The sequence below is a fragment of the Pseudoalteromonas sp. SR45-6 genome (genome assembly GCF_014163545.1).
Classification (GTDB): Bacteria; Pseudomonadota; Gammaproteobacteria; order Enterobacterales; family Alteromonadaceae; genus Pseudoalteromonas; species Pseudoalteromonas rhizosphaerae.
Genome location: NZ_JACJDM010000051.1, coordinates 12128 through 35308 on the forward strand (window position 1 = coordinate 12128; position 23181 = coordinate 35308).

The following is a 23181-nucleotide window of genomic DNA, read 5'->3' on the forward strand; positions in this document are numbered from 1 at the left end:
CCAGAATGAAATTTATAAATAGCTTATTTATTATAAACACTATCCCCAGACACAAAAAAAGCTGCACAAGGCAGCTTTTTTAGTACTATCAGTAATTATGCAAACGGACTGCGTAATACTATAGTTTCTACACGGTCAGGACCTGTAGAAATAATATCAACAGGTACACCGGTGATTTCTTCAATGCGTTTGATGTAATCAAGTGCCGCTTTTGGTAGCTGCTCAACAGTAGTAGCACCCACTGTATTTTCAGTCCAACCAGGCATCTCTTCATATACTGGCGTTACTTTATCATAACCTTCAGCAGCAAGTGGCGTCACATTAGTGATAGTGCCATCTTCTAACTGATAACCAGTACAGATTTTTAGTGTTTCTAGACCATCTAACACGTCTAGTTTAGTTAAACAAAAACCTGAGATAGAGTTAATTTGTACTGCACGGCGCATAGCCACAGCGTCTAACCAACCAGTACGACGTAAGCGACCAGTCGTTGCACCAAACTCATGACCTACGGTACCTAAGTGCTTACCAACTGGGTCTTGTTTTTCTAAACCGTCGTAAAGCTCGGTAGGGAAAGGACCAGAACCAACACGCGTGGTGTAAGCTTTGATAATACCTAGTACATAATCAAGATTTAACGGACCAAAACCAGCACCTGTAGCAACGCCACCAGCAGTAGTATTTGAAGACGTTACATATGGGTAAGTACCGTGATCGATATCAAGTAATGTACCTTGCGCGCCTTCAAACAAGATGTTGTCGCCCGCTAAACGCGTTTGATCAAGTAACTCAGTTACGTCAACAACCATTGCTTTAAGGATATCTGCAACAGCCATTGCATCATCAAACGTCTGTTGGAAATCTACCGCATCTACTTTGTAATAATTTACTAAAGTGAAGTTATGGTATTCCAATACTTCTTTAAGCTTCGCAGCGAATAATTCAGGGTTGAATAAATCACCGATACGCAAACCACGACGGGCTACTTTATCTTCATAAGCAGGACCTATGCCGCGACCTGTTGTACCAATCGCTTTATTACCACGTGCTTTTTCACGAGCTACATCTAATGCGATGTGGAAAGGCAAAATAAGCGGACATGCTTCACTGATCAATAAACGTTCACGTACTGGTACGCCACGTTCTTCAAGCATGCCAATCTCTTTCATTAGCGCTTCTGGTGAAACAACAACACCATTACCAATCACACACTTAACATTGTCACGTAATACACCCGATGGAATAAGGTGTAAAACTGTCTTTTCACCTTCGATTACCAGTGTATGACCAGCGTTATGGCCACCTTGGTAACGAACTACTAAAGATGCTTTGTCTGTAAGGAGGTCAACTACCTTACCCTTACCTTCGTCACCCCATTGGGTGCCTAATACAACAACGTTTTTACCCATTGTAAATTCACTTAGAAAAAATTAGGACGAGATTTTACCAGATAATGAGGGGAAAGATCACCCCCGTTTAGGTTATTTTTTCTGCGCAGTCGTACAACGACCTTTGCAATAAAAATTAACTGGTTGAATAACATTAAGTTACTCATAAAAATTCATCTTACTAAAAGAAAAACCCTGCATACACAGGGTTTGGATTTGTGCTAGATTTAGAAAAAGATTACTGCGCTGCAGCACCTTTCATATATCTAAAGAAGTCACTGTCTGGTGATAATACCATTACGTCTTGCTTATCTTTAAAGGTCTTTTTATAGGCCTCTAATGAACGTACAAAACCAAAGAATTCAGCATCTTTATTGTACGCATTGGCATAAATAGCCGCAGCTTTTGCATCGCCTTCACCGCGAACGGTACGGGCATTACGCTCAGCATCAGCCAGCATTACTGTGACACGACGGTCAATGTCAGCACGAATCGTTTCGGCTTTTTCTTGACCTTCAGAGCGGTGCTCTTTAGCAACAGCAGTACGCTCTGCACGCATACGTTGGTAAATCGAATTACTCACTTCTGACGGTAAATTGATTTGCTTAACACGTACATCAAGTACTTCAATACCTAGCTCTTGAGCACTTTCAGAAGCTTGAACTAATGCTTCTTCCATTAACTCACTACGTTCACCGGAAACAATCTCACGGATAGTACGTGAACCAAAGTTAGTACGTAGACCATTATTTACTTTTTGCTTAAGTAGTGCTTCAGCGTATTGCTTATCACCACGGGCACGTAAGTAAAAAGCACTAAAATCACTAACACGCCATTTTACAAACGAATCAACTATTAAGTCTTTTTTCTCGCTAGTAACAAAACGATCCGGTGCACCATCTAATGTCTGAATACGCGCATCAATACGGCGTACTTGACTAAAGAAAGGTACTTTGAATTGTAAGCCAGGACCATAAACAATTGCTTTATCATCACTGTCTTTTTGCACTTTGCTGAATAGCATAACAATTGCTTTTTGCCCTTCAGGTACTACGAACACTGACGAAAAAGACAACACAACGGCCGCTAGTAATATAACTAAACTAAAGTTTTTCATTGCGCTTATCTCCCGTCGTTAAAGCGATCAGCACCAAAGCGGTCTGAACTTGAGTTCACAGTGCTATTGCGCGATGTATTAACTTTATTGCGTAAGTCGTTAATATCACTTGAGCTAGGTAATGCAACACGGGTTGCGTTCCCTTGCTTATCCATGATTTTATCAAGCGGTAAATACATCATATTATTGCCGCCCTTAACATCAACTAGGACTTTTGAACTGTTGCCTAGCACTTCTTCCATGGCATCAATATATAAACGCTCACGGGTTACACGCTTAGCAGCCTGGTATTCAGGTAATAACTTTTCAAAACGCGCGACTTCACCTTGTGCTTCTAAAATAATGCGCTCGCCGTAACCTTCAGCTTCTTGCGTCATACGAGTAACTTGACCACGAGCACGTGGTTCAATTTCACGCGCGTATGCTTCAGCTTCACGAATAAAACGTTGTTCATCTTCTTGTGCGGCAATGGCATCATCAAACGCGTCTTTAACTTCAGCCGGTGGGCGTGAGTCTTTAAAGTTAACGTCAGTTACGATCAAACCTAAGTTATACGGTTCGACGATTTTATTCAGTTCATCCCAGGTATTTTGACGCACAACCTCACGGCCATTTGTTAATACTTGGTCCATTTTTGAATGACCAACAACATAACGCAGTGCACTCTCTAGCGCTTCTTCTAAGCTAGAATCAGCATTAGTTACACTAAATTTGTATAGGAAAGGATCAATAACACGGTATTGCACCTGAAACTCAACGCTTACCACGTTTTCATCTTCAGTGAGCATAAAACCAGACGTCGATAATGAGCGAACGGCTTCAATATCTACCGGAATTACCGTTTCAATAAACGTCATTTTCCAACGCAGACCTGGATCTGCAATGCGGTCAAATTGACCAAAATGTAAAACGATGCCGCGCTCTGCTTCTTTCACGGTATAAATACCGCTCAGTGCCCATACAATTGCAGCAATGATCAGTACAAATGAAAGACCAGCTCCACCAAGTCCGCCGCCGCCATTGCCGGATTTATTACCGCCAAATAAGCCACCAAACTTGCTGCTGAATTTACGAAACACCTCGTCTAAGTCAGGTGGGCCTTGATCACGTCCGCCTTTTTTGTTCCACGGATCTTTGTCATTGCCATTATTACCCGGTTCATTCCAGGCCATAGCTATACTCCATTGTTATCTAAATAATTTAGGTAATTACGTTAAATCTAACAAAAATACCGCAGTTCTCATACTAAAAATGACATTGTGCAGTAGTTTTTTCGAATTACGAAATAAAAGCGTCGATTTCAGGACCAAACTCTTTTCTTAAACGATTCCATTCTACCATAGGCAGTCGAGTAGCAAGTAACCAATGACCCTGTTCATCAAAGTCTTCTTGATGCACGGCATTTAAATTGAACAACGCAGCACGTAAACGACCATATTGCGGAGCTAATTTAAGCGTATGAACAAACATTTTCTTTGCTAACAGCTCGCTGATAGCTTCAGACAATAGTTCACACCCTGCGCCACTGTGTGCCGACAACCATACTCTAATAGGCATGCCTTCATCGTCACGGTCAATACGTGGTTCAATATCTTCAAGCGCATCAATTTTGTTGTAAACCAACAATTGCGGCACTTCATCAGCTTCTATTTCTTTAAGAACCGATTGTACCTGTTCAATATTCTCTTTACGACGATGATCCGCAACATCGACCACATGAAGTTGTAAATCAGCTTCACGAGTTTCGGTTAGCGTCGCTTTAAATGCGGCAACTAAGTCATGGGGTAAATGACGAATAAAGCCAACGGTATCGGCTAAAATTATCGAACCAACATCTTCTATTTCGAGTTTGCGTAAGGTTGGATCAAGCGTCGCGAACAGTTGGTCAGCAGCATACACATTAGAGTTAGTAATGCGATTAAATAGCGTCGACTTACCCGCATTGGTATACCCTACCAACGACACCGTAGGAATTTCATTGCGGTTACGAGCACGTCTACCTTGCTCACGCTGCACTGCCACTTTCTCTAAACGCGCGCGAATACTTTGAATACGAACTCGCAATAAACGTCGATCTGTTTCTAGCTGAGTTTCACCAGGCCCGCGCAAACCGATCCCGCCTTTTTGGCGTTCAAGATGCGTCCAGCCTCGGATCAAACGCGTCGACATATGACGCAATTGTGCTAGCTCAACCTGCAACTTACCTTCATGGGTACGTGCACGTTGCGCAAAAATATCAAGAATAAGCGTCGTTCTATCAAGCACACGACATTGGCAAACGCGTTCTAAATTGCGTTCCTGTGACGGTCTGAGTTGATGATTAAAAATGACGACATCTGCGTTGTGGATTTTGACAATCTCAGCGATTTCTTCAGCCTTTCCGGTACCGACGAATAGTTTCGGATGTGGTGCTTGACGGCTGCCTTGCACAACCGCCAAACTGCTAACACCAGCAGAAGATACCAACATTTCCAATTCATGAAGATCTTCACGATCCCCTTCTTTTGGAAAGTCGATATGAACTAAGACTGCCTGTTCGCCGGCTTCATAACGGTCAAACAAACATTATGCTCCTAATTTAAAAATTTCCAGCTTCAGGCTCTTCACCGTCTTCGCTTCCTTGAATACCTTGGAAGTTAACAGCACGAGCAGGAACTACGGTAGAAATCGCATGTTTATACACCATTTGATTCACGGTGTTTTCTAGTAAAATAACAAATTGATCAAATGACTGGATCTTACCTTGTAGTTTGATGCCATTAACCAAAAAGATTGATACTGGAATACGCTCACGACGTAGCGCATTCAAAAATGGGTCTTGTAACGATTGGCCTTTTGCCATGTTATTTTCCTTCGTTCTAGGTGTTATTATAATTAAGTGGCTGAACTCATTTAACAAAGCTAAAAAATTTCAACTACTACTAGCTTAGCGAACTTACAACACGTTGCAAGTTTTCTTCATCACCCGTTGTTAACCACGTTACATCGGGCCAACCTCTTAGCCACGTCAATTGACGCTTAGCAAGCTGTCGTGTTGCTGCAATACCGCGAAAGACCATTTCATCGTAATCAATCTCGCCAGCAATGTAATCCCACATTTGTCTATAACCCACGCAACGAATGGAAGGTAAGTTAGGGTGTAAATCCTTACGTTGATATAGGGATGAAACTTCATTTTCAAACCCCTGCTCAAGCATTATTTTAAACCTTTGTTCAATTCGCTGGTGTAAATCGGCGCGATCATCAGGCGCAATAGCAAATTGATGAAAAGTATACGGTAAACTCGGCTGCTTACTTTTTTGTAATTCAGTCATTGTTTTACCCGTTAATCGGTAAACTTCAAGGGCGCGGTTAATACGTTGCGAGTCATTCTCGCTCATTTTTTGTGCCGCTTGCGGATCAATTATCTCAAGCTCTTTATAAAGTGCCGGCCAGCCATGTTGCTTGGCTTGTTGCTCAAGCTCTGCTCGTACTACCGGGCATGCTTCAGGTAATGGCGATAATCCATCAATTAATGCTTTAAAGTACATCATTGTACCACCAACTAATACAGGCACTTTACCTTGTTGGTGAAATTGGTCAATCTTTTCAATTGCATCACGACGAAAATCAGCTACTGAGTAACTTTCGCTAGGGTCGATTAGATCAATTAAATGGTGTGGCGCAAGCGCTAACTCATGTTGATCTGGTTTTGCCGTACCTATGTTCATATCTTTATACACTAAGGCTGAATCGACGCTGATTATTTCAGTTTTTAAATGTTGGCATAAGGCGATTGCTAATGCAGTTTTGCCTGCAGCGGTTGGGCCCATTAAAAAAATGACCGGTAAATTACTCAACTCGATAACCTTAATCTAACTGTGCTAAAAAATAACTTAAATCTATTTTAACTGCTTTTGCAGATAAACGCTGGATTGTTTGCGGATTATTTTGCATTCGCGTAACCGCCAAGGCAAAAGCTTGGCTGGCAAAAAAGCGCTCGGGCACTTGGCTAAGCTGCCAGTTTAGCCATTGCTCCACACTATTAAGCTCAGCCTTAGTGGCTTTTAATAGCGCATCTACGGCTTGGCTCACATCAAGCAGATACAAACTCTGTGGCAACTTTTTAACCATCACAAATTGCTTTTCAATCAATAACTCAAAGCCCAGCAAGGTAAACCATGATTGTTGCTGTGTTAAGCTTTGGCTGTCTTCTTTACTGATATTAACTCGCACAGGCAATAGTAAGGCTTTTCCTTCTAAGCTGCCTTGCTCAGCAATAAGCTCAAGCCAATCATTGACTAATAAATATTTAAAGTGTGAGCAATATAATTGCTGTTGCAGGCTAAATACACAACCGCCATCACTTTGTACCAGCAACGGCTGCGCACTTTGCGTCTGTAACAATGGTGCTACTTCTTGAGTAACGCCAATAGGTTGATCAAAATGGCTGGCGTGTTGCTCATTGACCCCTTGATAAAACGCACTCACATCTTGATGATTTGTCCGGCTCGCTTGCTTACTTCGCTCGCTTGAACCTGTATATCCACCACCACTAGGTGCTAAATTAGCACCGTAGCGAGCTTGCTCCGCTGGTTGTAAGTGCGACTTAGGATAATCAAACAAACTGCCTGCTGTATTGCTGGAGTGAGCGGGTGTTGCTGTATGCGCTGCTTTAGCATCGCTGTGTTGCGAATCAACATGCTGAGTAACACCAGCAAACTCATCTTGAAGCGGCACCACGACTTGTTTAATTGCCTGCAGAATAAAATCATGCACTAAGCGACCTTGATGAAAACGCACTTCGTGTTTCGCAGGATGCACGTTTACATCCACTTGACGCGGATCAATGTCGATATAAATAACAAAGCCCGGTAGCTCTTCTTGGCCTGCGACTTCTTCGAACGCTTGGCGAATGGCATGAGAAATAAGCTTATCGCGCATCATACGATTATTTACATAGGTATATTGCGTAGTATTACTCGAGCCAACTGGTAGCACCCAACCATGTAGCTGCAAGCCTGTATCGCCTGACTCAATATATAACCCCTGCTCAGCAAAGGCTTTACCTGCAACCTGAGCGACCCGAGCAATAGCCTGTGCAGGGTCGGTTTTAGCACGATATTGACGCACTACTTTATCGTTATGGGTGAGGGTAATTGACACATCAAAACGGCTCAGGGCAATACGCTTTATTAACTCATCAATGTGAGTAAATTCGGTTTTTTCGGTGCGTAAAAATTTACGTCTAGCGGGCGTATTAAAAAATAAGTCTTTAACTTCAATGGTGGTCCCGTCAGGGTGAGCAGTGGGTTTAATCTGCACCGCCATATCTCGCCCCTGTGCAAATGCTTGCCAAGCCGCCTCTTGCTGTTTGGTTTTTGAGCTAAGTGTCAAACGCGATACCGAACTAATAGACGCCAATGCTTCGCCGCGAAAGCCCAAAGAACAAATATTTTCTAAATCATCAAGGGACTTTAATTTACTAGTAGCATGGCGAGAAAGCGCCAACGTGAGCTCGTCTTTATCAATGCCTGAGCCGTTATCACGAATGCGAATAAGCTTATGACCGCCGCGTTCAATATCAATTTGAATACGTGTTGCGCCTGCATCTAGGCTATTTTCAACGAGTTCTTTGACCACAGATGCGGGTCTCTCAACCACTTCGCCCGCAGCAATTTGGTTAGCTAATCGCGCGGGTAATATTTCAATGCTCATACTGATCCTAACGATTTTAACTTTGCGGAATGTCTAACTCTTGACCAATAAACAAGGTATTAGATTTTAATTGATTGACTTGCTTAAGCTTACCCACCGATACCCCATAGCGACTAGCTAACAAACTTAACGACTCACCAGGACGAACTTTATGTTTAGTGGGATATTGCGATTTTAACGACGCAAACAGCGAATCATCCGGAGGATTTTTCAGATAATAACTTTTGATAGAAGTAAATATTGCTTTCGCTAAGCGCTCTTGGTGATTAGCACTTTTTAATAGTTTTTCTTCGCGTGGGTTTGAAATAAACCCAGTTTCGACCAAAATAGATGGAATATCTGGTGACTTTAATACCGCTAGGCTAGCCGCTTGCGGCTCTTTTTTATGTAACTTAGCGACCTTTTTAAGCTCTTGAACCATGCCTTCCGCAACGCTGAAACCGGTTTTCATCGAATGATCCATCGACATATCCAACAGCGCCTGCGCCAAGTACTTTTCACTGGCCGTGTCTTTAATCACTCCAGCAGCACCACCGAGTAACTCTGAATGTTTTTCTTTATCTTCTATCCATTTACCAATTTCTGAATTAGCACGACGAAGTGATAACACCCAAACAGAGGCGCCATTTGGTTGCGGGCTAGTAAATGCATCCGCATGAATTGAAACTAAAAAGTCAGCCTTTTTCTGCCTTGCACGGCTAGTGCGGGTATTAAGTTTGACAAAGTAATCTCCACTTCGCACCATTCGCGAAATCATCCCGCGCTCGGCATCAATCATCCGCTCTAAGCGTTTGGCGATTTGTAGTGTGATATCTTTTTCATAAGTACCAGAAGGACCAATTGACCCAGGGTCTTCGCCGCCATGGCCTGCATCAATAGCAATAATAATATCGCGTTGTTGATTAAGCTCACGCTTTTTAACCGCAGTATTACTCGTTGCAGCTACTGGCTCTGCTTGATTTTTGTCATATAAGTCGACCACTAAACGATTTTTATAAGGTCCCGTTGGCGCCAATGCAAAAATCACCGGTTTAACGGCCCCTGTAAGCTCAAAAACAAATCGTACCCCCTGGCTGCTTTTCGCTTTCGAGTAACGTAGTTTACTGACGATTTGATGCTTACTGGGAATAGTTGGTAGGTCTTTTATTTTATCTGTATTTTCTAAATCGACCACTAAGCGCAGTGGATTTTTTAGCATAAAATAACTGAAGTCGGGCTTATCCGTTAAGTCGAATACTACCCGCGTACTATCTGGCGATGGCCACACCCGTACACTATTGATAGTATTTTGTGCATAGAGATTAGCACTGATTGCTAACAGCAAAAAAGCACCCATCCACTTTATGACAACTCGACTCATCGGTATCTTCACACCCTTGTTATTTGTTGTTATTCACTATGGTTTTTGAGTTTATCCACGATACTGTGACCACGCGGGCTAATACTTTGGATCTCAATTGCTCGTGCATCGCCGACATAACGTAAAGTAATATCTAAGTCTGGTGTTGGGATAAACTCGCCGCCTTTTTCAGGCCATTCCACCACACAAATAGCTGTTGGCGAAAAATAATCTCGAATACCCATGTATTCTAATTCTTCTGGATCGCCTAAACGATATAAATCAAAATGATAAACATTGGCCGTTGCCAACTCATAAGGCTCCACCAGCGTATAAGTTGGACTCTTAACTTTGCCTTGATGACCAAAGCCTTGGATCACACCACGTGTTAAGGTGGTTTTGCCTGCTCCCAAATCACCGTGTAAGTAAATAACTGCCCCTTGCTCCATTAGCATAGCAAGTTGATTGCCCATTTTAACCGTTGCAGCTTCATCAGCGAGTTGAAAACCAACACAGTGCGTCATTCTAACCTCATGGATAGTATTAAAAACGATAACTTGTTAATCATACCAGATTATTTTACTAAGGCGAGAATCGACACTTATAGACACAAAAAAACCGGCAAAGTTGCCGGTTTTTTTTGTAATTAGGATTATAGACCTAATTTTTTCTCAAGATAGTGGATATTAGTACCACCATTTTGGAAATTTTCATCCGCTAAGATGCGCTTATGTAATGACGTATTAGTTTTAATACCGTCAATCACAAGCTCATTCAATGCATTACGTGCACGGGCAATTGCTACATTACGGTTTTCACCGTAAGTAATTAATTTACCGATCATTGAATCATAGTGTGGTGGCACTGTGTAGTCAGCATAAATATGGCTGTCCCAACGAATACCTAAACCACCTGCTGGGTGGAAACGCGTAATTTTTCCCGGTGACGGGATAAACGTTTCAGGGTCTTCAGCATTAATACGACACTCAATTGCATGACCACGGATAACGACATCGTCTTGCGTGAATGATAGTGGTTGGCCCGCTGCAATTTTTAACTGCTCTTTGATCAAATCAACACCGGTAACCATTTCTGTCACTGGATGCTCAACCTGAATACGAGTGTTCATTTCAATGAAATAGAACTCACCATTTTCGTATAAGAACTCAAATGTACCCGCACCACGATAACCGATTTCGATACATGCACGCGTACAACGCTCACCGATAAACTTACGCACTTCAGCAGTAATACCTGGTGCTGGCGCTTCTTCGACTACTTTTTGATGACGACGTTGCATAGAACAATCACGTTCACCTAAGTGAACAGCATTACCTTGCCCGTCAGCCAATACTTGAACTTCGATATGACGTGGGTTTTCAAGGAATTTTTCCATGTAAACCATGCTATTACCAAAGAACTGTTTTGCTTCTTGTTGCGTTAAAGCGATTGAGTCAATTAACTCAGCTTCACTGCGAACAACCCGCATACCACGACCACCACCGCCACCAGCGGCTTTGATGATCACTGGGTAACCGATACGTTTAGCGATTTGCATGTTGCGGTCTTTATCATCCGATACCGGACCATCTGAACCTGGTACACATGGTACGCCAGCTTTACGCATTGCTTCGATTGCAGATACTTTATCGCCCATTAGACGAATCGTGTCGCCGCGCGGACCAATAAACACAAAACCACTTTGTTCAACTTGATCAGCAAAATCAGCGTTTTCTGCAAGGAAACCATAACCCGGGTGGATAGCAACTGCATCGGTTACTTCAGCTGCCGCAATAATGCGCGGAATGTCTAAGTAACTTTCAGTGGCAGAAGGTCTACCAATACATATTGTTTCATCTGCAAGCAATACATGCTTAAGATCGCGATCCGCCGTTGAATGCACAGCAACCGTTTTGATCCCAAGCTCTTTGCAGGCGCGCAATATACGAAGTGCAATTTCACCTCGGTTTGCAATGACTACTTTATCTAACATTAGAGTTGGCCTTTTAGGTTGCGCTATTATTCAATGATGAATAAAGGTTGATCAAATTCTACTGGCTCGCCATTTTCAACTAAAATCGCTTTCACTGTGCCCGCTTTATCTGACTCAATTTGGTTCATCATTTTCATCGCTTCGATGATGCAAAGCGTATCACCTACTTTAACTTGTGAACCCACTTCTACATATGAAGGCGCTTCAGGAGAAGCTGCTTTATAGAAAGAACCTACCATTGGCGATAATACTTGATGGCCAGTAGGACCGGCAGGTGCTGCCGCTTCTACGTTTGCAGCAGGTGCAGCTGTAGGGGCTGGAGCCGGTGCTGGAGCGTACTGTGGTGCATAATGTGGAGCGTAAGCAGGACCTGCACTCATATTATTACGATTGATACGTACTGATTCTTCACCTTCGGTGATTTCTAATTCAGCAATACCTGATTCTTCTACTAGTTCAATTAGTTTTTTGATCTTGCGAATATCCATGAACGACCCGCCTGTTAGTTTGTTAGTTTAAAATTAATTCGAGTTTTGCAACCGATTGACAGCAGCTTCAAGTGCTGCGCGATAACCCATTGCGCCTAATCCACATATCACGCCCTGCGCCACATCAGAAAAATATGAATGATGACGAAACGCTTCCCGCGTGTGCACATTAGTTAAGTGCACTTCAAAAAACGGGATATCAACAGCCAGTAATGCATCACGTAAAGCCACGCTTGTATGCGTAAATGCCGCTGGGTTGATAATAATGTAATCAATGACCTGCCATGCACTATGTATGTGCTCAATTAAAGCTTGCTCACTATTACTTTGAAAATGCGTTAGCTCAACATCTAGACCATGCGCAAACTCAGTTAGTTCGCTCATAATCTCACTCAGTGTTTGTAAACCGTATTTTTCTGGTTCACGCTTACCCAGCATGTTTAAGTTAGGGCCATTTATAACTAAAAGTTTAAATTTTGCAGCCATAATACGCGATAATCCTATAAATAATGAGTTAAGCCATTTTGATTAGAAATCCCCGCAAAATGTAGAGGGGAAAAACTAAAATAGCAAGTATTTCTCACGTTAACCACCTATTATAGCCAGTTCGATGTAAATAGCAGCAAAATACTGGTCTAATCACTAGTAGCCACCACAAAAACAAAAACGCCACTCATATAAAGTGGCGTTTAAAATAGCGGTGCGAAAAATGTTTATTTAGCGCTATTTCTCACTTTTGCTAAATGCTCAGCAAAGTCCTTGGCATTTAAAAAGCCCGTCACACGCTGTGCTGCAAGCTCTTCACCTTGTGTATCAAAAAACAAAATACTGGGTAAACCAAATACCGAAAACTCTTCCATTACAGCAATTGTTTTATCATCACTTTCGGTCAAATCAATTTTTAACAACTCAAAGTTTGCAAACTCACCTTGTACTTTAGCGTCAGGAAAAGTGTATTTCTCGAACTCTTTACACGCAACACACCAATCTGCATATAAATCGACCATCACTAAACGACCATCACTGTTTGCATCATTTATTGCTTGTTTGAGCTCAGCTAAGTCAGCAACTAATTTAAAGCCGCGCTCTTGTTGCTCGCCATTTGCGGCACTAACAACTTGCGCTGTTGGCCATATATAGTTTTTAGTTAAGCTCACACCGCTAACAACTAATAACGTTGCAACAAACCACAATGCAGTTTTTAACTTACCTTGTGTTTGAGCGCTCTGCCAATGATGTAAATACAAGGCCGTTGCTAATGCTAATAAGCCCGCCATAAGTAATATGATGTCTGCATCGACAATACGTTCAAGCAAGATCAATGGCACTACCAGCATGATAAAACCAAACAGGGTTTTAACTTGTTCCATCCAGCCGCCTGCTTTTGGCAATAATTTACCGCCAGAGGTGCCTAATAACAGCAGCGGAATACCCATCCCTAAACTCAGCACATACAAAGTTAAGCCGCCAACTAAATAATCGCCGCTTTGCGCAACAAACAATAGCGCAGCTGATAACGGTGCGGTGGTACAAGGTGAAGCAATTAAACCCGATAAAACCCCCATTAAAAACACGCCAATGTAGTTGCCGCCTTTTTGATTATTACTTACTTGTGTGAGCTTATTCATCATGCCGCTAGGGAGCTTTATTTCGTACCAACCAAACATCGACATAGCGAGTAAAACGAATAATAAACTAAAACTAATCAATACATATGGGTGCTGCAAATAACCTTGCACTTGACCACCAAGTGATGCAACCACAAGGCCCAGCGCCGCATACGTAACGGCCATACCCTGCACATAAACAAAAGAAAGCGCAAAAGCTTTTTTAGTGGAAAGATTTTTTTGTCCTGCAATTAGGCTCGACAAAATAGGAAACATCGGAAATACACATGGCGTAAATGCCAAGCCAATACCGACCAAAAAGAAAATCGCTAAGTTCGCTAACAAACCTTGCGAGGCCAGTTTTTCAGTAAAGTTTAATTCTTTTTCTAAGTCATCTTCTTGCGTTACAACATCTTCTGTAGCAGCCGCTGATTCAGCGCTAAGCGCAGCTAATGCATTGCCTGCTGTTGCATTATCAGTTGCAGGGATTTCACCGGCAATCATACTCAATGGAATGGTGATGATTTCTGGCGGGTAACATAGCCCTGCTTCAGCACAGCCTTGATAACGTACTTTAATTACGCCACCTTCAGCTATATTACTTAGCTTGCTGATCACACTCAGTGAATCAAAAAACACTGCTGTTTTGCCAAAGAACTCATCTTCAATGATCACGCCTTTACCAAGATCAGGCACTTCAATATCAGCACCTTTACCAATAATTTCTAGCTTCTTTTTATATAGGTAATAACCTGGCGCAATATCCCAACCAATAAAAAGAGTGCTGCCTTGCTGATCAAAATCAAATGAAAATGCCTGATCAACAGGTAAAAATGTTTGCTCTGCGGGCTGCAGCAAATCACTTAATAAATTATTAGTTGCAGCCTGTGCTGGCATTAACGACAGCGCACAAAGCAATAAAAGAAAACAACGCATTAATTAAGTACCTCATCCATCCAATTAAAATAGGCTAAATTGCCAGTGGCCACATCAATAACCTGTATTTCAGGAATTTCATAACTATGTAATTGCTTGATAGTTTGAATCAATTCATTCATTTTTTCTGACTTTGTTTTAATTAATAATTTACACTCGGTTGCATAAGCAACCTCTCCTTGCCACATATAAACAGATTCCACATTTGGAAGAATGTTCACACACGCAGCTAATTTAAGCTTAACTAATTGCTCAGCCATGGAGCGTGCCTCACTTACATCTGCGCAAGTGGTAAAAATAAGTCGAAAATGAGTCGTCATATTGAACCTTTGATTGATTGCTCTGCCCAATGCCATAGTAGCTGATAGCTAAGGCAAAGTGTAGTTAACCTAAACTGCGGATAATAAATCGCTTAATCAGAGTTCAGGCTATTTAGCCAACACAGCTTTACCACTAGCCTTGAAAAAAGACCTGATAACCCATATTTATATTTCATCAACTCAACTGAGTGATCACTATTTAGAGAGCCTTATGTTTAGATTTTTGTTTTTATTATTTATTCTCGTGCCAATTATTGAAATTGCGTTGTTAATTCAAGTAGCTGATGTAATTGGTGGATTCGCCACTATTGCACTGGTTATTGTAACCGCAATATTCGGCGCAAAATTAGTTAGAACACAAGGTATGGGCGCACTGCAAAATGTGCAAACACAAATGGCGCAAGGGCAAATGCCAGCCAAAGAATTATTTACCGGTTTATGTGTGATTATCGCCGGCATATTATTGCTAACTCCAGGCATTATGACCGACGTATTCGGTTTTTTATTATTGACCCCGGCCATTCGCAATAAACTAGCTGCAGGCCTTGCTAGTCAAGCAACTGTGCGTATGAGTGCAGGCATGCAACAAGGTCCAACAGCATTTAATCAGCACACTCATGCAGAGCCAGAACCTCGCAAAATGAGTGAGCCGACCACTATTGATGGTGAGTACGAGAGAAAAGATTAAAAATTTTAATTTTTATCACTTGGGTTTTGAAGCAATACCCCCATTACTGAGTACAACTAAATCAATTGCCTTGAACCACAGGGTTTAATGCAAACTGGTACATATAAAGCTTTTTTCTGTCCTGTTCAGAAACTGTTAGGAGAACTAAATAAAATGAACATTCGTCCTTTACATGATCGCGTGATCGTTGAGCGCCTAGAAGAAGAAACCAAATCTGCTGGCGGTATTGTATTAACTGGTTCTGCGGCTGAGAAATCAACCCGCGGTAAAGTTATTGCAGTGGGTAATGGCCGTACTCTAGATAACGGTGATGTGAGAGCATTAGAAGTTAAAGTCGGTGACACTGTGTTATTCGGCTCATATGTTGAAAAAGCTGAAAAGATCGAAGGTCAAGAGTACCTGATCATGCGTGAAGACAATATTTTAGGCATTGTAGGCTAAAGCTACTTTTCGTTTAACAAACATTCAGAATTCAGAGGAAATTAATCATGGCAGCAAAAGAAGTACTTTTTGCAGGTGACGCACGCGCTAAAATGCTAGCTGGCGTAAACATCTTAGCAAACGCAGTTCGTGTAACTTTAGGTCCTAAAGGCCGTAACGTAATCCTAGACAAATCATTTGGCTCTCCAGTGATCACTAAAGATGGTGTATCAGTGGCAAAAGAAATCGAACTTGAAGACAAGTTTGAAAATATGGGCGCACAAATGGTTAAAGAAGTTGCATCTAAAGCAAACGATGCAGCCGGTGACGGTACAACTACTGCAACAGTATTAGCACAGTCAATTGTAAACGAAGGCTTAAAAGCGGTTGCTGCGGGCATGAACCCAATGGACCTTAAGCGCGGTATTGATAAAGCAATCATCGCAGCTGTTGCTGAGCTAAAAGAACTTTCAGTACCATGTGCCGATGCAAAAGCAATCGCTCAAGTGGGTACTATTTCAGCTAACTCTGATAAAGAAATTGGCGACATCATTGCAGAAGCAATGGAAAAAGTAGGCCGTAATTCAGGTGTAATCACTGTTGAAGAAGGTCAATCACTTGAAAACGAACTAGATGTTGTTGAAGGCATGCAGTTTGACCGTGGTTACTTATCTCCATACTTCATCAACAACGCAGAAAAAGGCGCTGTTGAATTAGATAACCCATTTATTCTACTTGTAGATAAAAAAATCTCTAATATTCGTGAGTTGCTACCTACATTAGAAGCCGTTGCTAAAGCAAGCAAACCATTACTTATCATTGCTGAAGACCTTGAAGGCGAAGCACTAGCTACTCTAGTTGTTAACAACATGCGCGGTATCGTTAAAGTATCAGCAGTTAAAGCGCCTGGTTTTGGCGACCGTCGTAAAGCAATGCTACAAGATATCGCAGTATTAACTGGTGGTACGGTTATCTCTGAAGAAATCGGCCTGGAACTTGAAAAAGCAACAGTTGAAGATTTAGGTACTGCAAAGCGCGTAGTTATCACTAAAGATGATACAACTATCATCGATGGTGCAGGCGAAGAAGCTGGCATCAACGGTCGCGTTGCGCAAATCAAAGCACAAATCGAAGAAGCAACATCAGACTACGATAAAGAGAAACTACAAGAGCGCATGGCTAAACTTGCCGGCGGTGTTGCGGTAATCAAAGTAGGTGCTGCTACTGAAATCGAAATGAAAGAGAAAAAAGACCGCGTTGAAGATGCACTTCATGCAACTCGCGCTGCTGTTGAAGAAGGCGTAGTGCCTGGTGGTGGTGTTGCACTAGTACGTGCAGCAAGCAAACTTGTTGATTTAGTTGGTGACAACGAAGATCAAAGCCACGGTATCAAAGTAGCACTACGTGCTATGGAAGCACCACTTCGTCAAATCGTTACCAACGCAGGTGACGAAGCGTCTGTTGTTATTAACGCAGTTAAAGGCGGCACGGGTAACTTCGGTTACAACGCAGCAACTGGCGAATACAACGACATGATTGAAATGGGTATCCTAGATCCAACAAAAGTAACGCGCTCTGCACTACAATTTGCAGGCTCGATTGCTGGCCTTATGATCACCACTGAAGCAATGGTAGCTGAAATCCCAAAGGATGAAGCTGGCGGCGCTGATATGGGAGGCATGGGCGGCATGGGTGGTATGGGCGGCATGATGTAATTCATCTCCTAACCATCTAGCTAAAATAAAAACCCAGCTTCGGCTGGGTTTTTAGCTTTAAGAGCAACGATAAAGTAGCAAATAAAATGACTCCAGCGTATTGCAGTGCTTTTTAACTGTATGCCAAAACCATACTCAGAGTTAATTTTATTTATAAGACATAATTAAGGATATTAAGATGAATAAAAAGCCTGAACTGATCATCTCGTCACTCGATGCTGATAGATTGTATGATTTAATGGAATCATTACCAGCAGGAAGCTTTGCTGGCGAAAAAGAACTTGAAGCTGAACTTGGCCGCGCAACAATCGTTGAGCCAAAAGATGTGCCTTCGACAGTGGTTACTATGAACTCAACGGTAAACTTTATCGTTGAATCGACCCAAGAAGAATTCACTAAGACCTTAGTGTATCCAAAAAATGCTGATGCAAGTGCTGATAAAATATCAATTTTAGCCCCTGTTGGTAGCGCCTTACTTGGTCTATCGCAAGGTGATGAAATTGAATGGCCAAAACCAAGTGGCGGTCTCATAAAAGTAAAAATAAAAGCAATCACTTATCAGCCAGAACGAGCCGGTGAGTTACATCGATAATATTTAGTGTTATTAAAAACCCAGTGAAAGCTGGGTTTTGTTTTTAAAGATAATAAGTTTAAAACCTAGCGCCAGCCACACGTAAGTCCAGATTTATCGGGAAAAGCTTTCTGACTGAAGTCAGATCTACTGATAAATCTAGCACCGCACTTAACGTACCAGTCTTTTGTCCTCGGGTTATATTTTCTTATATGCTAAAAAGCATCTTTAAGCACTGCATTATTTCAAGTTAGGACAATGACAAACATAAAACAGCATATAGGTAGCATGGCATTAGTTGTAGGGAATTATGATGATGCGATTGCATTTTACACTCAAAAACTGGGGTTTGATTTAATCGAAGATACTGATCAGGGTAATGGTAAACGCTGGGTATTAGTATCACCACCGAACTCTAATGGCACTAATTTATTACTCGCACAAGCAAGTACTCAACAGCAGTTAGAGGCTGTGGGCAACCAAACTGGCGGCCGAGTGTTTTTATTTTTACATACCAATGACTTTTGGCGAGATTATGAATTAATGCAAAAAAATGGCGTTAACTTTAATGAACAGCCCCGCGTAGAAGAATACGGCACCGTTGTGGTATTTGAAGATTTGTATGGTAATAAATGGGACTTACTACAATTAAATTAAAAGCAGTCAGTGAGAGGTCACTAATCGCGATAAATCACAACCTACTGGCTTAATATGGAACCTCTGGTTGACTTGATATTGCTCAATTAACCCTCATTAACTAACTATTAGTAACCATATTAAACACAAATGGATTTATTAGATAAGGTCAGTCTTGGAACATTACTGCTGCATTGGCTTGTAGTGAGCATATTATTGCTGATTGTGTTTTGGGCCATGATGAAAATTATTGCTGATTGTGTTTTGGGCCATGATGAAAATTGTCGCTTGGGGTAAAACCATGTCACGAGGGGCTTTTTTATTTTTGTCGTTCTTTGCGCTTATTTCGTTATTCCCTATTCCACCCCCGCAACTTGAGAATGTACAAAAAGCCAAACAAGAGCAACGTAAACGCAAAGAAGACTCCGGCGATCCACCAGAAGAGGACGAAGGTGAAGCATCGCGCTGAGATTCTCAGCTAACGATGCTTGAAAAACACTATCAATGAATCACATTATTGCTGACTAATTTGATATAAACGCTGTGCTTGGCTATTTGAATCTTTGCTGACGCTACGAAATTCTTCAGCATCACTGGCATTTTGCACAGAGATCTCACGAATTCGCTCTGCCAAGTTTTTCACATTTTCGGTTACCTGTGATTGCTCTTCAGTCGCTACGGCAATGCTTGATGAACGCTCTTTAATATCATTAAACGCGGTAACAATACTTTCATACTGTGCACGTGTTGTTGCTGAGCGCTCGTTCACTACTTCAGAGTATTCACGGCATTGCCCAATAACGTTAACCCCTCGACTAGCGGCTTCTTGCAATTGGCTGATCATGGTTTCAATCTCGCCAGCCGATTGCTGAGTACGATGTGCCAAGGTTCTAACTTCATCAGCCACTACCGCGAAACCACGTCCTGATTCACCTGCTCGAGCGGCTTCAATGGCAGCATTAAGCGCAAGTAGATTAGTTTGTTCTGAAATATTCATGATCACATCAAGCACCGAGCCCACTTGTTTTGAGTCTTGTGCAATCCGTGAAATGGCATCTGATGATTCCGTTAATTTATCAAATAATAACTGGATTGATTCGGCATTCTTCTCAATAACATCAAAACCAGAATTCACTAAATCAGCTGATTGCGTAGTAATATCTGCAACGCTCAAAACATCTTGTGAGGCTGATGAGGCTGCTATCGACATTTCATGAATTGCCTCAGCCAACATGTTGTTTTCTTCCATCAACTCTTGGGTACGAATTTGGCTGTTATTACTTAAGGTATCCATCGCTTCAGCGTTGTTTTTAACCGCAGCGGCTTCTGCTTGGATCTGTTCTAAAATCTTAATCAGATGATCGCCATAATCATTAATCGCTTCGCATAAGTGGCTCATTTCATCACTTCCGCGCACCGCCAGTTTTGAATTCGTGCGACCTTGCACCAACATTCTAACTTGCTCTGTGGTGGTGTTAATTTGCTGCACCAGGCGATTACCAAAAATCAGTAATACTGATACAAAAGCGAGAATAAGGGCGATAAATGAACTGTATAAATAATAAGTGAGGGTGTTAACGGTTTTCTTGGCAATTGCGGCAGGAATAATAACCCCGGAGCGCCAATTTTGCTCTGCCAATGAGTAAGTTACTAAAATAGATTGGTCATTATTAACCACACCACTGGCAAATTCAGCAACAGTTGTATTACTGTTTTGCAAGGCGCTGACCAACGGCTTTAAGCTACTGTCTTTACTGGCAACCTGAGTAAGGCTCATCATTGCTAAATTAGTATTGCGTATCGATGGAATCGATACCAGTTGCTCGGCGCTATCTAAAATAAAGTTATAGGTGCCCGTAGCATTGTTCTCTGCGATCAATGAGCTTTCGATAGATGCCAGTTCAACGTCTAAAGTGGCAACCCCCCAAAATTGGTTATCACGGATTATTTTCACGGAACAGGTAACCATCGGTACATTCGATACCGTGTCTACATAAGCTTCGGACCAAACGCACTCACCCCGATTAGCGTTAATGGCATTTTTATACCAGGTTTCTTGTTGATACGCGCTGCTGTCGGGCTGGTTATAATCATCTAAAAGTTTATATTGGCCATTACCTGTTTTCGCCCAGAAAAGAGATGCCTTTGCTGCTGAAGGCAGCATTTTATTCGGCTCAGGCCAAATACCACCACCCGCAATACCTTTGCCACTTGCAATCAAAGGAGCAATATTTTCAATAAAGGCCGCTTGCTGCAATGGCAAAGTCTCGGCTACCACGGCTAAGCTTTGCGTTAAGGTGGCACTTTTAGCTAAATCTTTTGCTAACGATTCGCCGATCACCTTTGCTTGTAATTTTGCGCTGGATATAGCGTCATTTTTAATGATTGGCGTAACAACTAGCTGCATTATTCCTGACAGAATAATTAAAGCAAACAACAGCAGCAGAAAACTCCCTAGGTACATTTTTTTTTGTATCAACATCTTCTTTTTACCTCAGTAGTAAATAATAGCCGCGCAAATTAGAGTATAGGGACTGTGCTGTATTTAGCAAAACGAGTTCCTAAAAATAGTGACCAAAAAGTATATTTAACCGCTATTTACCATTAATGAGCTGCCTGACAATCGCAAATAAATCACTTGGCAACATGCCGCGCTCCCCTTCGCGTTCTGCCAAAATATCGGCTGCTTTAGCGTGCAATGTCACACCGTAACATGCGGCTTGATCAACAGCGAAACCTTGAGCAAGTAACGCACCTATGATGCCGGTAAGCACATCACCACTGCCACCAACGGCAAGCGCTGGATTACCATTTTCGCACAACCAAGTTTGCTGCCCGTTGGCGATCAGGCTACCCGCGCCTTTCAGCACACTGGTACTGGTATAACGTTTAGCTAAATCCGTAGCAGATTGAAAGCGATTTGCTTCAATCTCAGCAATTGAAACTTTCATTAGCCGTGAGGCTTCACCAGCATGCGGGGTTATTATGCAATTTTTAAGGCGATACTCTAAAACATGCTTAGCCAACAAATTTAAGCCATCAGCATCAATAACTAATGGTAAATTATTTGCTAAGCAATATTGTATAACCTGCTCAAATGCGATTTGCGCCCAACTATCCTGACCAAGACCTGGACCAATAATGACACAATTTGCCCATGCAAGGGCTGCGGATAAACTGTCGCAACTGACCATTAATTCAGGGCGACCACTACTAACGACTTGTACACTGCTTTGATGAGTATAAACACGCACCATTGCAGCACCTGTACGAAGTGCTGCTTCACTTGATAAACGAATGGCCCCGCTAGTACCTTGATTCCCACCGACGCATAACAGCTTTCCGTGGTTCCCTTTATGGCTATTGCGACTTCGTGCAGCAAGTGGTTTGAAACTAGTGATATTGATAAGTGTTGCGCTAGCATCCACTAACTTGGTAAATGATTCTGCGATCCCTAAATCATTAAAAATGATTTTTCCTGCAGCACTTCGCCCGGCACCGGTTACTAAGCCTTGTTTAATCCCCACAAAAGTAACGGTAATAGTAGCCTGAATAGCGATGCCAAGTGGCTGCCCGGTGTCGGCGTCTATGCCTGAAGGTAAATCAATTGCCACTATTGCGCTAGGTTGCGCGTTGGCATCTTCAATCATCGTTAAAAATGGCCGACGAACTTGACTATTAATTCCGGTACCTAACAAACCATCAATAATAATATCGGCATTATTGAGGCGACCTTGCGTGTAACTTTCAACTTCGCCCCCCAATGCTTGCCAACGTTGCTGAGCTGTAAGCGCATCCCCGGTGAGATGTCTACTGGTATCGGCTGCAAGTACAATGACTTCTTTACCGGCTTGCTTGGCAAGGCTTGCCACAATATAGCCATCGCCCGCATTATTACCATAACCGACCAGAATAAAGTAGCGCTGAGCATTCGGAAAATGCTCGATACACTGCGAGAATACCGCATGCCCTGCGCGCTCCATCAAAGTGAACATGCTAACGCCTGCCAAGGTCGCTGCTTTTGCTTCGTGCTCCCTCACCTGCTTTGCCAAAAATAGTTGCTGTGCTAGGCCTTGATTCTGCATATTGATCCATAATAGAAGACGGGCTGTTTACTTAGACTATTAGCCACAGCTGCTAGCGTCAAGGAATGTCGTCACCAACATTTTCAGGCTAATTTAGGAGGTATACTTAGGAAGGATGGTCTTTTCGTTTGCTTTTGTTGCTGCATTTAGCAACTTTAATAAAAAACGGCGCGCAATTTAC

The 23181-nt window shown here is 42.2% G+C and carries 22 protein-coding genes; 6 read left to right on the forward strand and 16 right to left on the reverse strand.

What is annotated here, in order from left to right; translation table 11 throughout:
- Positions 1-95 precede the first annotated feature (95 nt).
- The 14 genes from H5158_RS17965 to cutA all read right to left on the reverse strand — a co-directional run bounded on the left by H5158_RS17965 (position 96) and on the right by cutA (position 14885).
- The gene (locus H5158_RS17965) at positions 96-1409 is read right to left on the reverse strand and encodes an adenylosuccinate synthase (RefSeq protein ID WP_182718929.1); all 1314 of its coding nucleotides are present in this window, start codon (positions 1407-1409) and stop codon (positions 96-98) included.
- A gap of 217 nt (positions 1410-1626) precedes the next feature.
- Complete coding sequence (gene hflC, locus H5158_RS17970) at positions 1627-2505, reverse strand: protease modulator HflC (RefSeq protein WP_145238107.1); 879 nt, start codon at positions 2503-2505, stop codon at positions 1627-1629.
- A gap of 5 nt (positions 2506-2510) precedes the next feature.
- Positions 2511-3677 (reverse strand): FtsH protease activity modulator HflK, encoded by a 1167-nt coding sequence (hflK, locus tag H5158_RS17975; protein WP_182740566.1) that lies wholly within the window; start codon positions 3675-3677, stop codon positions 2511-2513.
- A 106-nt stretch (positions 3678-3783) separates the two neighbouring features.
- Positions 3784-5067, reverse strand: a complete 1284-nt coding sequence (gene hflX, locus H5158_RS17980) for a ribosome rescue GTPase HflX (RefSeq protein WP_149980498.1) — start codon at positions 5065-5067, stop codon at positions 3784-3786.
- A gap of 16 nt (positions 5068-5083) precedes the next feature.
- On the reverse strand, positions 5084-5347 hold the full coding sequence (gene hfq / locus H5158_RS17985; RefSeq protein WP_064668197.1) for an RNA chaperone Hfq: 264 nt from the start codon (positions 5345-5347) through the stop codon (positions 5084-5086).
- A gap of 79 nt (positions 5348-5426) precedes the next feature.
- The gene (miaA, locus tag H5158_RS17990) at positions 5427-6344 is read right to left on the reverse strand and encodes a tRNA (adenosine(37)-N6)-dimethylallyltransferase MiaA (RefSeq protein ID WP_149980497.1); all 918 of its coding nucleotides are present in this window, start codon (positions 6342-6344) and stop codon (positions 5427-5429) included.
- Between the two features lie 10 nt (positions 6345-6354).
- Positions 6355-8202: a DNA mismatch repair endonuclease MutL gene (mutL, locus tag H5158_RS17995; RefSeq protein WP_182732165.1), complete on the reverse strand. Its 1848-nt coding sequence runs from the start codon at positions 8200-8202 to the stop codon at positions 6355-6357.
- 16 nt (positions 8203-8218) lie between these two features.
- Positions 8219-9562: an N-acetylmuramoyl-L-alanine amidase gene (locus H5158_RS18000; protein WP_149980495.1), complete on the reverse strand. Its 1344-nt coding sequence runs from the start codon at positions 9560-9562 to the stop codon at positions 8219-8221.
- A gap of 29 nt (positions 9563-9591) precedes the next feature.
- On the reverse strand, positions 9592-10065 hold the full coding sequence (gene tsaE / locus H5158_RS18005; RefSeq protein WP_145238089.1) for a tRNA (adenosine(37)-N6)-threonylcarbamoyltransferase complex ATPase subunit type 1 TsaE: 474 nt from the start codon (positions 10063-10065) through the stop codon (positions 9592-9594).
- A 128-nt stretch (positions 10066-10193) separates the two neighbouring features.
- The gene (accC, locus tag H5158_RS18010; RefSeq protein WP_145238085.1) at positions 10194-11534 is read right to left on the reverse strand and encodes an acetyl-CoA carboxylase biotin carboxylase subunit; all 1341 of its coding nucleotides are present in this window, start codon (positions 11532-11534) and stop codon (positions 10194-10196) included.
- 26 nt (positions 11535-11560) lie between these two features.
- Positions 11561-12022 carry an acetyl-CoA carboxylase biotin carboxyl carrier protein gene (gene accB / locus H5158_RS18015; protein ID WP_182718926.1) on the reverse strand — a complete coding sequence of 154 codons (462 nt, stop codon included), beginning with the start codon at positions 12020-12022 and terminating at the stop codon, positions 11561-11563.
- Positions 12023-12055: 33 nt separating this feature from the next.
- A complete protein-coding gene (gene aroQ, locus H5158_RS18020) occupies positions 12056-12508 on the reverse strand; it encodes a type II 3-dehydroquinate dehydratase (RefSeq protein ID WP_145238079.1) in 453 nt (150 codons plus the stop codon).
- Between the two features lie 227 nt (positions 12509-12735).
- On the reverse strand, positions 12736-14565 hold the full coding sequence (locus tag H5158_RS18025; RefSeq protein WP_182718925.1) for a protein-disulfide reductase DsbD: 1830 nt from the start codon (positions 14563-14565) through the stop codon (positions 12736-12738).
- Complete coding sequence (cutA, locus tag H5158_RS18030) at positions 14565-14885, reverse strand: divalent-cation tolerance protein CutA (RefSeq protein ID WP_145238073.1); 321 nt, start codon at positions 14883-14885, stop codon at positions 14565-14567. The genes H5158_RS18025 and cutA overlap by 1 nt, the downstream gene beginning before the upstream one ends.
- Before the next feature lie 211 nt (positions 14886-15096).
- Here cutA and H5158_RS18035 point away from each other — a divergent pair, with 211 nt between their 5' ends.
- From H5158_RS18035 to H5158_RS18060, 6 genes are all read left to right on the forward strand, one after another.
- Positions 15097-15573 carry an FxsA family protein gene (locus H5158_RS18035; RefSeq protein ID WP_182718924.1) on the forward strand — a complete coding sequence of 159 codons (477 nt, stop codon included), beginning with the start codon at positions 15097-15099 and terminating at the stop codon, positions 15571-15573.
- 153 nt (positions 15574-15726) lie between these two features.
- Positions 15727-16014 (forward strand): co-chaperone GroES, encoded by a 288-nt coding sequence (locus H5158_RS18040; protein WP_145238066.1) that lies wholly within the window; start codon positions 15727-15729, stop codon positions 16012-16014.
- 47 nt (positions 16015-16061) lie between these two features.
- On the forward strand, positions 16062-17708 hold the full coding sequence (gene groL, locus H5158_RS18045; RefSeq protein ID WP_145238063.1) for a chaperonin GroEL: 1647 nt from the start codon (positions 16062-16064) through the stop codon (positions 17706-17708).
- Between the two features lie 178 nt (positions 17709-17886).
- The gene (gene rnk / locus H5158_RS18050; protein WP_145238060.1) at positions 17887-18300 is read left to right on the forward strand and encodes a nucleoside diphosphate kinase regulator; all 414 of its coding nucleotides are present in this window, start codon (positions 17887-17889) and stop codon (positions 18298-18300) included.
- Between the two features lie 237 nt (positions 18301-18537).
- Complete coding sequence (locus H5158_RS18055) at positions 18538-18936, forward strand: VOC family protein (RefSeq protein ID WP_149980488.1); 399 nt, start codon at positions 18538-18540, stop codon at positions 18934-18936.
- A 250-nt stretch (positions 18937-19186) separates the two neighbouring features.
- Positions 19187-19384: a hypothetical protein gene (locus H5158_RS18060; protein ID WP_182740568.1), complete on the forward strand. Its 198-nt coding sequence runs from the start codon at positions 19187-19189 to the stop codon at positions 19382-19384.
- A gap of 45 nt (positions 19385-19429) precedes the next feature.
- On the opposite strand, the gene H5158_RS18065 is transcribed toward H5158_RS18060, so the two are convergent.
- Positions 19430-21322, reverse strand: coding sequence for a methyl-accepting chemotaxis protein (locus tag H5158_RS18065; protein ID WP_259398528.1), 1893 nt, complete (start codon positions 21320-21322; stop codon positions 19430-19432).
- 187 nt (positions 21323-21509) lie between these two features.
- Positions 21510-23000 carry an NAD(P)H-hydrate dehydratase gene (locus H5158_RS18070; RefSeq protein WP_182740567.1) on the reverse strand — a complete coding sequence of 497 codons (1491 nt, stop codon included), beginning with the start codon at positions 22998-23000 and terminating at the stop codon, positions 21510-21512.
- Between the last annotated feature and the right edge of the window lie 181 nt (positions 23001-23181).